The organism is Mesorhizobium sp. M7A.F.Ca.CA.004.12.1.1 (assembly GCF_003997835.1).
Classification (GTDB): domain Bacteria; phylum Pseudomonadota; class Alphaproteobacteria; order Rhizobiales; family Rhizobiaceae; genus Mesorhizobium.
The window spans coordinates 1-10,131 of record NZ_RZRK01000142.1 but is presented as its reverse complement, the minus strand read 5'-3'; the positions used below and the strand labels follow the sequence as shown (position 1 = coordinate 10,131).

Here is a 10,131-nt window from a genome sequence, read left to right as displayed (position 1 = left end):
CTTCAAGATCACGTAGCTTGCAGGCGGCCTCGTAGCCGGCGTGGTAGCTGAACTGCCCCGCATCGATGACGGCAGGCACTGCAAGGCCGCGCTCGACCGCGCGTTCGCTGAAGCCGCGGTGACGGGCAACATTGGTCGAGGCATCCGCCAGCGCGGCGATGTAGGCCAGGCGCCGGTGGCCGGTGTCGGCCAGATAGTCGGCAATGCTGCGGCCGCCCAGGATGTTGTCGCAGGAGATGCCGAAAGCGTGGTCGTCGGCCGACAGCCGGTTGAAGAAGATCACCGGCGTGCCGGCGTTGCGGCACTCCTGCGCGGCTTCCGACGACAATGTTGCCGCGAGAATGATGGCGAGGTCGGGCTGGTAGTTGAGAAGAAGGCGCAGCGCCTGGTCGACCTCGCCCGACTGGTCGGCCGCGACCAGCATCACGTTCATGTCGATGGCGCGCAGCTCGGTGGTGAGCCGGGTGAGGACTTCCGGGTAGAACGGATTCTTGATGTCGGCGACGACCACGCCGACAATGCGCGTCTTCTTGGTGATGAGACTGCGCGCGAAGGGGTTTGGCGAATAGCCAATCTCCCTCGCGCGGTTCAACACCACGTCGCGCGTGCCCTTGGCGATCACCGCATCGGCGTGAAAAGCCCTGGAGACGGTCGAAACAGACATGCCGAGGTCGCGCGCCAGATCCTTCACGGTCAGGCGGGGTTTGCTGTTCTTGTTGCGGGCGATGACCGACATGAAAACTCCGTTGCGCTGCCTTAGGCCTCGTTGCGACCTCCGTAGCGGCGGACCCGGATGTTGGCCTGCTCGGCATGTCCGTAGAAACCCTCCAGGGCACACAGGCGCGAACAGTACTCGCCGATCATGGCGCTCGCTTCGTCGGTCAGGACGCGCTGATAGGTGCAGGTCTTGATGAACTTGCCAACCCACAAACCGCCAGTGTAGCGGGCCGCCTTCTTGGTCGGCAGCGTATGGTTGGTGCCGATGACCTTGTCGCCATAGGCGACATTCGTGCGCGGCCCCAAAAACAGCGCGCCGTAGTTGCGCATGTTGCCGAGGAAGTAGTCGGGATCGCGCGTCATCACCTGCACGTGCTCGGAGGCGATACGGTCGGCTTCCACAACCATTTCCTCGTAGGAATCGCATACGATCACCTCGCCGTAGTCAGCCCACGCCTTGGCGGCGATCTCGGCCGTCGGCAGGATTTTCAGCTGCCGCTCGATCTCCGCCATGGTGTCGCGCGCCAGCTTCGGCGAATTGGTCAGAAGCACCGCCGGGCTTGTCGGGCCATGTTCGGCCTGGCCGAGCAGGTCGGTCGCGCAGATCTCGCCGTCGACGCTGTCGTCGGCGATCACCAGCGTTTCGGTCGGACCGGCGAACAGATCGATCCCGATGCGCCCGTAGAGCTGGCGCTTGGCCTCGGCGACGAAGGCGTTGCCCGGACCGACAAGCATGTCGACGCGCCCGATGGTCTCGGTTCCGAGCGCCATGGCGCCAACGGCCTGGATGCCGCCCAAAACGTAGATCTCGTCGGCGCCACCCATGTGCATGGCGGCGACGATGGCCGGATGCGGCCCGCCTTGGAACGGCGGCGCGCAGGCGATGATCTTCTTCACGCCGGCGACCCTTGCCGTCACCACGCTCATGTGCGCGGAGGCGACCATCGGATATTTGCCGCCCGGCACGTAGCAGCCGACCGTGTCGACGGGAATGTTCTTGTGGCCAAGGACGACACCCGGCAGCGTTTCCACCTCGAGATCCTGCAGGCAGGCGCGCTGCTTCTCGGCGAAATTGCGGACCTGCGCCTGGGCGAAGCGAATGTCCTCCAGATCCCTTGCCGAGACTTTGGAGATGGCCTGTTCAATATCGCTGTCGGTCAGCCGGAAGCTCTGCGGCGACCATCTGTCGAAACGCTCCGACAGTTCCCGGACGGCGGCGTCGCCCCGCTTCTCGATATCGGCGAGGATCGTCTCGACGGTCGTTCGGACAACCGCGTCGCCCTGGGCGACAGCCTCGGGATCTCTGCCCCGCTTCAGAAAGGTCGGCATGTTCTCATCCTTGTCTTGGGTGGGATGGACGGCAGGGTGCCGTCCATCGATCGCATTGCTGGTCGTCAGGGCTTCACCGTCGGCTCGATCTTGGTGAGCTTGTATTCGTCGGCCGGGGCCTTGCACGACGAGCAGTTGATGCCGGGCGCGTCGGGCGCCTGCTTCACATCCGCCGGCAGCGGCTGGATGGCCGCTCCGGGCGTCGGCTTGCCCTCGAGCGCCGACTGTAGCGACAGTTCCGGCAGAAGCTCGGGATTGAAGACCTCGGTGACGAAGGATGAGGGCACCTTGTCGGACGGGAACACGTTGCAGCCGTCGGCGAAGGTGTCGCCCTTGCAAGGCTTGACCTGATCAGCCGGCACCCAGGGCAGCGGGTACTCGATGTTCATCGGCTTCAGGTCGCGCTTCTTGGTCAGGATCTCCATCATCAGCTTGAAGGCGTAGCCGGAGGTGGCGGGCGGCGAGCCGGCCGAGACGCCTTTGAGACCCATGCCCTGCATCTTCGGATCGGCAAGGCCGAGGCGGAAGCCGTCGGAGTTCTCGCCGGTCATCGGCACGAGCTTGTTGCCCTTGTCGAGCTGCGCTTGGATCGCACCGTATTCGCCGGCCTGGGCCCAGATGCCGTCGACGTCCGGATGCGCGGCGAGCGCCTTGGCCGTCTCCTGCTGCGTGGTGCGGTCATCCCAGTAGGAATAGTATTCCGCGACCACCTTGATGCCGGGATACTGGTTGAAGATGTGCATCGCGCCGTCGGTGTGGCGCTTATCGACCGAGTTGCCCGGAACGCCACGGCTCAGGAAGATGTTGCCCTTGCCGCCGAGGATGTTGACCAGCGCCTGGGCGCTGTTCTCGCCGAAACCAGCGGTGATGTAGCTGACGTTGTAGGCGCAGGGTTCGGTCACCGTCGCGTCATACATAAAGAAGAGCACGCCCTTCTGGCAGCCGCGATGGATGGTGCGGTTCAGCGCCGTCGACGAGATCGGGAAGCTGATGATGCCGTCGGCGCCATCCTGGATCATGCTCTCATAGGCCGAGATCTGCGCCTGCGGATCGGTGCCGGAGATGACCTCCTTCAGCTCCACGGTCTTGTCGTAAGGCGGCGTCTGCGCCAGCGCCTTGACGATGTTCGCGGCCTCCGACTGCCAGGAATTGCCGCTGTAGCTCAGCGACAGATAGACCTTGAGCTTCTTGTCCTGCGCGTCGGCATGGTCGATGACCGTCGCAACGCCCGCAGTTGTGGCAAGCGTCAGCGACGCGGCCAGTCCCAGTCTTCTTAACAGCTTCATTTCCATCAACCTCCCTTTGGATTTGGCCCTTTCAGGTGCCGGACCAGAGCTTGTGAGAACGTTCTCACAATTGGACAAAAAGTATCACACGCAGGCGCATGGTCATTTCCTTCGCGTCAGCAACCGATTTCCGATGTGGGTCAGGAACTCGCCCCGCAGCACCAGCAGCGCCCCGACGATGATCGCGCCCTCGATGATGGTGCGCCATCCCTCGCTGAGCCCGATGGCCGAGATCATCATGCCGAGCGTGGTCAGAAGGATTGCGCCGCCGACCGTACCGATGAAGGTTCCGCCGCCACCGAGGATCGAGGAGCCGCCGATCACGACGGCGGCTATCGAGGGCAGCATGTAGCTGTCGCCCATCCTGAGCGTCGCGCCGTTAGAGTAGCCGACCAGCATCATGCCGACGAAGCCGGCGCAAACGGCGCTGATCGCATAGGGCATGAGTTCGAGCCGGTTGACGTTGACGCCGGCGATGAGCGCGGCGTTCCTGTTGGTGCCGAGCGCGCGAAGCCGACGTCCTAGCGCGGTGAAGTTCTGCAGCAGCCAGCCGAGCAGGATGAAGGCGAGGGTGAAGTAGATGACCACCGGCACGCCGAGAAACCACGCCTTCATCAGCCATAACAGGGCCGATGGCGAACCGCCGCGCGGCGTGCCGCTAGTATAGCCGAGCGCCGCGGAGGCGATGACGATCGACGTCGCCATCGTCATGATGAAAGGCGGCACCTTTAGCCAGACGATACCGACGCCGCTCACCGCGCCGACCAGGGCACAGATGAGCAGGATGGCCGGCAGCATGTACCAGATGCCGGCGTCGTTCGTGCCGATCCAGTTCGTCGTCAAAACGCCGCCGAGCGTGATGAGCGCGGGTATCGACAGATCCAGTCCGCCGATCAGGATGACAAGCCCCTGCCCAAAGGAAAGGATGATCAGGAAGGATGCAAGGATCAGCACTGTGAGAACCTGGCTCCAGGAGCCGAGCGCCGGGCTGATGAAGCGCGAGCACAACACGAGCACGATGCTCAGTCCGAACACGACAAGTGTGTTCACCGTTTCGCGGTCCAGCTTCTGCCTGCCGCGCTGGTCGGAAGAGGCGTCGAAAGGCATCGCCATGTCCTTATGCGCGTTCACCGGGCGTCGTCCTTCTTGAGCAGGCGCGCCACCGCGTTGCCGAAGACGATCGCGAGCACCAGCACGAAGCCCTGGAAGATGCCGGTGTAGAAAGACGACACACCGCCCGAGAACAGCACTTTCTGCAAAAGCATGAGCGTGCCGGCGCCGAGGATCGAGCCGATAAGGCTGCCGCGGCCACCGCTGAGCGGTGTGCCGCCAAGCGCCACGGCGGCAAAGGTGAGCACCAGGAATGGAGTGCCCGCCGTCGGATTGCCGGTCGCGGTCTGGGCGCTCAGCATGAAGCCGGCGACGCCATAAAGGATGCCAGCGCCGACGAAGGCAGTGATGCGCACGCCCGATACGGCCACGCCGGAGTAACGGGCCGACTGCTCGTCGGCGCCGATCGCATAAAGGCCGATGCCGGTGTTCGTTCGCCGGAAGGCCAGCCACAGCACGGCGGCGGCAACCAGGAACAGACCGGCAATCGGAACGACACCGAAGAGCGTGTCGGTCAAGGTGTAGGTGACAAAGTCGGAGACCATGCCGCCGGGCGCGTCGAGGATGACGAGCGCCAGCCCCTGGCAGATGATCATCGTGCCGAGCGTCGCCGCGATGGTCTGGAGCCCGAGCCTGGCAACCAGAATGCCGTTGATCATGCCGACGATGGCGCCGATCGCGCAGCACATCAGCAGGCTGATCAGCGCTCCGCCCGGGCCGTCGAGCGGATAGACGGCCATCAGCACGTTGGTCAGCGAGACGACGCCCGCGACTGACAGGTCAAAGCCGCGACTGATGACGACCAGCGTCTCGCCCGCCGCCGCCAGCGCCAGCGGCGTCGAATTGTTGACGAGGTCGGTGAATGTGTAGACCGAGAGCGCATCGGGCTGCCAGAACGCGTAGAGCGCGTAGAGCAGGACGTAGATCAGCGCGACGATACCGGTGCCGCTGATGACGGCGCGCCAGAAAGGCGAGCGGCGAGGCGCTGGATTTGCCGCGATCGCGCTCATGCAGCCACTCCCTTCGCCGCACTCCGAGCGTGGCCGATCAGCGCGCCGACGATGGTCTGCTCGTCGATGGCGTCGCCCTGATATTCGGCAAAGATGCGGCCGCCGTAGAGCACGATACAGCGATGCGCGAGATGGACGAGTTCCGGCAGTTCGGATGAATAGAAGAGCACCGAGCCGCCGTCGGCGGCGAATTTGCGAATCGCCTCGTAGATCGACTGCTTGGTGCCGACATCGACCCCGCGCGTGGGATCGAAGAGCAGCAAGGTGCGCGCGCCGGTCATCATGACGCGCGCCAGAAGCGCCTTCTGCTGGTTGCCACCCGAAAGCTCGTCGATCTTGAAATGCAGGTAGCGCTCCTGAAGGTCGACCGCCGCGGCGGTTTTCCTCGCGGCGCGACGCTCGCCGGCGGGCCAGACGATGCCGCCCTGCGCAATGCGGGAAATGATCGGCAGCACCATGTTGCTGGCCGTGGTAAGGCCGCCGAGGATACCTTCCGATTTGCGATCCTCAGGCAGGTAGGCAAGGCCGTTGCCAAAATAGAGCGCGTCGCCTGGGCTGCCGATATGAGCGCGCACGCCGTCGATCTCGATGCTTCCGCCCTTCGCCTTGGCAAGGCCGACCAGTGTCCTGAACAGGTCGCGCTGCCCTTGACCTTCAAGCGCGGCGATGCCGACGATCTCGCCCTGCCTGACATTGAACGACACCTCGTTCAGGATGCCGCCCGAAAGGCCTTTGACGCTCAGCGCGATGGGCGCGGCATCACCTGCTACGGGCAATGTGTTGACCGTTTCACGCGCGCTGCGGCCGACCATCATCTCGAAGATGTTCTCGTCCGAGGCGCCCGAAAGCTCGACGGTGCCGATGCTGCGGCCGTTGCGCAGTATAGTGGCACGCGAGCACAAGCTGCGTACTTCCCCGAGGCGATGGGAAATATAAAGGATTGCGGTCTGCAAGGATTTTTGCCGCCGCACCAGCTCGAACAGCCATTCGACGTCGGCCAGCGCGGCCGTCGGCTCGTCGAGGATCAATAATTTCGAAGCGTGGGTGAAAGCACGGACGATTTCGAGCCGCTGACGGTCCGACAGCGAGAGCACACCCACGGGCGTGTCAGGATCGAAATACGCCAAACCATAATCCTTAAGCGTCTTTCGAGCGGAGGCTATCGCCGTGCGATGCGACGCGAGACCGAGCATGCCCCTGGGCATTTTCGGCAGCATCAGATTCTCGGCGATGCTGAGGTTGGGCAGCAGGCTGAGTTCCTGGAAGGCCGTCGCCACGCCCTGCGCCCGCGCACCGACGATGTCGTGCGGCGCATAGGGCGCGCCAAAGATCGACAGCGATCCGCTGTCCGGCTTCACCACGCCGCTGAGGATCTTGACAAGCGTCGACTTGCCGGCGCCGTTCTCGCCCAGCAGTGCATGGACTTCACCCGGACGCAGGTCAATGGAAACGGAATCGAGCGCGACTGTCGGTCCGTAAGACTTCGCAATCTTGGCGATGCGAACGGCTAGAGGGGTCTCGTCGGTGCTCATCCCTCCTCCCAAGGTAAGGTCGCAACTGCAGTGAGAACGTTCTCTGAGAACGTTCTCACCCTTTCATAAACCGATATTCGTTGTCAACCGGGTATTTGGCGGCCGCATCTCGCTCGACGGCATAGTTTGCGACTTCGCTTCGACATCGACACCGCGGGTCGGCTCATCGAGCAACAGAATTCGGCTGCCGGCATAGACCCAGCGCCCAATCACCACTTTCTGCTGGTTGCCGCCCGACAATGTGCCGACCGGCGTGTCGATCCGCGCCGTCTTGATGCCGATACGACGAATGATATCGCCCGCCGCGTCTGCCATGCGTGATGCCGAGATCACGCCGTTCACCGCCACTCTCGAGAAGTCGGTGGCGACGGTGTTCTCGTCAACGCCGAGTAGCGGCAAGATGCCATCCTCCTTGCGACTTTCAGGCTCATCCCGATTCCGCTTTTGACTCTCTCGCCATACGAGGCACTGGTGATGTTCTTTTGATCGAGCAAGACCGTACCGGCACGCACCGTATCGACCCCACCGATCGCCCCCAGCAGTTCGGTGCGGCCCGAGCCGAGCAGGCCGGCGAAACCCAGCACCTCGCCTCGCCTCGGGATCGAACGAGACACCTGAAAGCTTCGGTGGCACGGCAAGATCGCGCACCGACAACACGTTGTCTCCGCCCCTCGCCTCTCCTTTGCGCCACGAGTTGACCTAGCGCAGCACCGAGAAGCCTTAGGCGCCGGGCGGACCTGGAGGCGCAACCACCGACACCGACATTCGCTGATGGTGGCCATCTGAATTGAGAATTCGTCTCGAAGCAAAACAGCAAGATAATCCGGGTACACAATGAGGCGTGTCCCAGCCCTGATCCCATCAGTGATCCATCGCCTTGACGATCTCTTCAGTCATCTTCTTGGCATCGCCGAGCAGCATCATGGTGCCGTCCTTGTAGAACAGCGTGTTGTCGATGCCGGCATAGCCGGAGCCGAGCGAGCGCTTAACGAACAGGCAGGTGCGGGCCTTGTCGACGTCGAGGATCGGCATGCCGTAGATCGGCGACGACTTGTCGTCGCGCGCGGACGGGTTGGTGACGTCGTTGGCGCCGATGACATAGGCGACATCGGCCTGCGCGAATTCGGAGTTGATGTCCTCGAGTTCGAACACCTCGTCATAGGGCACATTGGCTTCGGCGAGCAGCACGTTCATGTGGCCGGGCATGCGGCCGGCGACCGGGTGGATGGCATATTTGACATCGACGCCATTGGCCTTGAGCTTGTCGGCCATTTCGCGCAGCGCATGCTGCGCCTGGGCAACCGCCATGCCGTAGCCCGGCACGATGATGACTTTCTGGGCGTTCATCATGAGATAGGCGGCATCGTCGGCGGAACCCTGCTTGACCGTGCGTTCGATGCCGTCATCGGCGGCCGCTGCCGTCTCGCCGCCGAAGCCGCCGAGAATGACCGAGATGAAGCTTCGGTTCATGCCCTTGCACATGATGTAAGACAGGATCGCGCCGGATGAGCCGACCAGCGCACCGGTGATGATCAGCGCCAGATTGCCGAGCGTGAAGCCGAGTGCGGCCGCCGCCCAGCCCGAATAGGAGTTGAGCATCGAGACGACGACCGGCATGTCGGCGCCGCCGATCGGGATGATCAGCAGGATGCCGAGCACCAGCGAGGCCGCAACGATCAACCAGAAGACCAGTTTGGACTCGGTGGTGACCAGCCTATTTGTATCACAATAAGAAACACATTAGGTATCACAAAATCGGAAATAGCCGCAAGGCTAATCACTAGCTGTCGAAACTTCTATAGTAAATTCAATAGCTTAGCGAGGAAAGTCGATGGTACCGTTGGCTGGGATCGAACCAGCGACCTCCGGATCCACAATCCGGCGCTCTAACCATCTGAGCTACAACGGCACGTTGCCTGAGCGGATCGAAACAGAAACTCATCCGCCCGCTCTGTCGTTCGGCGATGCGTCCTTACGGGCTTATGGATTCTAATTCAAGGCTTTTGGAAAGCAAAGGTCACTTCCCCACATCGACGCGGCATTTGCCCAGCAAGAAGGCGCAGGCAAGGGCCGGGCGACGGACAAAGAAAAAGGCCGGCGGGAGGAGGTGCCGGCCTTTTCCTGTTACGAGCCAGCGGGAGGAGGTGCTGGCTGGTCACCCGGGGAGCAGAGGGAGGAGGTTCCACTCACCGGGTATTCCTTGATGGCTGCTATCATACACCTGATCGTTTTTAAGAAAATGCGACCTTTTGTTGCATCTTCAGATCATGCGCAAATGTTAGGCAACCTTGATTTCCTTCATCGCCTTCTCGAAGGCGGTCTTGATCGGCTTGGAGACGTCCTCGGCCGCCTTGGAGGCAACGGCCTGGAAGTCCTTGGCCTGCTCGACGGTCGATTCGACGCGCTTGCGCAGGAAGGCGGTCTGCAGCTCGACGACTTCCGACAGCGACTTGGCGCCGATCAGGGCTTCGAGGTGGGAAAAGCCGGCCTCGGCATTGGCACGCAAAGCGGAGATGGTCTTGAGCGACAGGTCGTTGGAAACGGTCTTGGCGTTCTCGTAGGTCGACTCCAGAGCCTTCTGGGTCTCCTCGGCGCCGGTCTTCAGCTTGGCATAGGCCTCTTTCGACTGCTCAACGCCCTTTTCGGCGAAGGCGCGCATCTGGTCGGTGGCCTTGGAAGCGTCGAAGCTCGGGAATTCAACGTTTTCGATCGTCTCGGCGGTCTTGGTCCTGGACATTTTCCATCCTTTTCAGCGGCAGCGGCTTTGACAGAAAGCCGTCTCGTTCCTGTATGATGGCAATATAAAGGCAAATTTTGTGCGTTGCAATATCTTTGTTGCAGTGCACCATAAATTTCTTTTGGGCCGTTAACCAAGAGCCCAGATTCCAGCCTTTGCACGTTCTGGCTTGTGGACCTTCGCGCCTCCGGCTTTTATTAACAAAGCGTTAACTGCAAAATCGCCGCTCCGTGAGGTCCGCCAAGCGCATGCCGTCCGAATATTCCTTCCTCGATGTCGCCGTGCTCGACGCGGTCCGCCAGCGCTTTGCGGCAGGCGACGCGATCGCGATCCTGTCGGCGGATCTGGAGCAGGTGATCTGGGCCAACGGGCCAGGAGCCGCGATGTTCGGTTATCCCGACATCGAGGCG

General features: G+C 62.4%; 9 protein-coding genes, 1 tRNA gene and 1 pseudogene. 1 reads left to right on the top strand and 10 read right to left on the bottom strand.

Annotation, left to right across the window (positions count from 1 at the left end):
• The 10 genes and pseudogenes from EN984_RS10255 to EN984_RS10210 form a co-directional block, all read right to left on the bottom strand.
• On the bottom strand, positions 1 to 736 hold a 736-nt coding region (locus EN984_RS10255), incomplete at its 3' end, for a LacI family DNA-binding transcriptional regulator (RefSeq protein ID WP_127383729.1).
• Positions 737 to 756: 20 nt separating this feature from the next.
• On the bottom strand, positions 757 to 2,046 hold the full coding sequence (gene hisD / locus EN984_RS10250; protein WP_127271660.1) for a histidinol dehydrogenase: 1,290 nt from the start codon (positions 2,044 to 2,046) through the stop codon (positions 757 to 759).
• Between the two features lie 65 nt (positions 2,047 to 2,111).
• Positions 2,112 to 3,332, bottom strand: coding sequence for a sugar ABC transporter substrate-binding protein (locus tag EN984_RS10245; protein WP_127271662.1), 1,221 nt, complete (start codon positions 3,330 to 3,332; stop codon positions 2,112 to 2,114).
• A gap of 102 nt (positions 3,333 to 3,434) precedes the next feature.
• Complete coding sequence (locus tag EN984_RS10240) at positions 3,435 to 4,463, bottom strand: ABC transporter permease (RefSeq protein ID WP_127267390.1); 1,029 nt, start codon at positions 4,461 to 4,463, stop codon at positions 3,435 to 3,437.
• A complete protein-coding gene (locus tag EN984_RS10235; RefSeq protein WP_127267391.1) occupies positions 4,460 to 5,452 on the bottom strand; it encodes an ABC transporter permease in 993 nt (330 codons plus the stop codon). Before EN984_RS10235 ends, EN984_RS10240 begins: the two co-directional genes overlap by 4 nt.
• Positions 5,449 to 6,984 carry a sugar ABC transporter ATP-binding protein gene (locus EN984_RS10230; RefSeq protein WP_127267392.1) on the bottom strand — a complete coding sequence of 512 codons (1,536 nt, stop codon included), beginning with the start codon at positions 6,982 to 6,984 and terminating at the stop codon, positions 5,449 to 5,451. Before EN984_RS10230 ends, EN984_RS10235 begins: the two co-directional genes overlap by 4 nt.
• A 63-nt stretch (positions 6,985 to 7,047) precedes the next feature.
• Positions 7,048 to 7,383, bottom strand: coding sequence for an ATP-binding cassette domain-containing protein (locus EN984_RS38700; RefSeq protein WP_236383427.1), 336 nt, complete (start codon positions 7,381 to 7,383; stop codon positions 7,048 to 7,050).
• A 462-nt stretch (positions 7,384 to 7,845) separates the two neighbouring features.
• Positions 7,846 to 8,789: pseudogene (locus EN984_RS10220) on the bottom strand (NAD(P)(+) transhydrogenase (Re/Si-specific) subunit beta); the annotation flags it as partial.
• 27 nt (positions 8,790 to 8,816) lie between these two features.
• A tRNA-His gene (locus EN984_RS10215) sits at positions 8,817 to 8,893 on the bottom strand.
• 369 nt (positions 8,894 to 9,262) lie between these two features.
• Entirely contained in the window at positions 9,263 to 9,721 is a 459-nt protein-coding gene (locus EN984_RS10210; protein ID WP_127270189.1) for a phasin, read from the bottom strand.
• A 230-nt stretch (positions 9,722 to 9,951) separates the two neighbouring features.
• On the opposite strand from EN984_RS10210, the gene EN984_RS37630 reads away from it, so the two are divergent.
• Positions 9,952 to 10,131 (top strand): hypothetical protein (locus EN984_RS37630; RefSeq protein WP_206517418.1); only part of this gene is annotated, 180 nt, incomplete at its 3' end.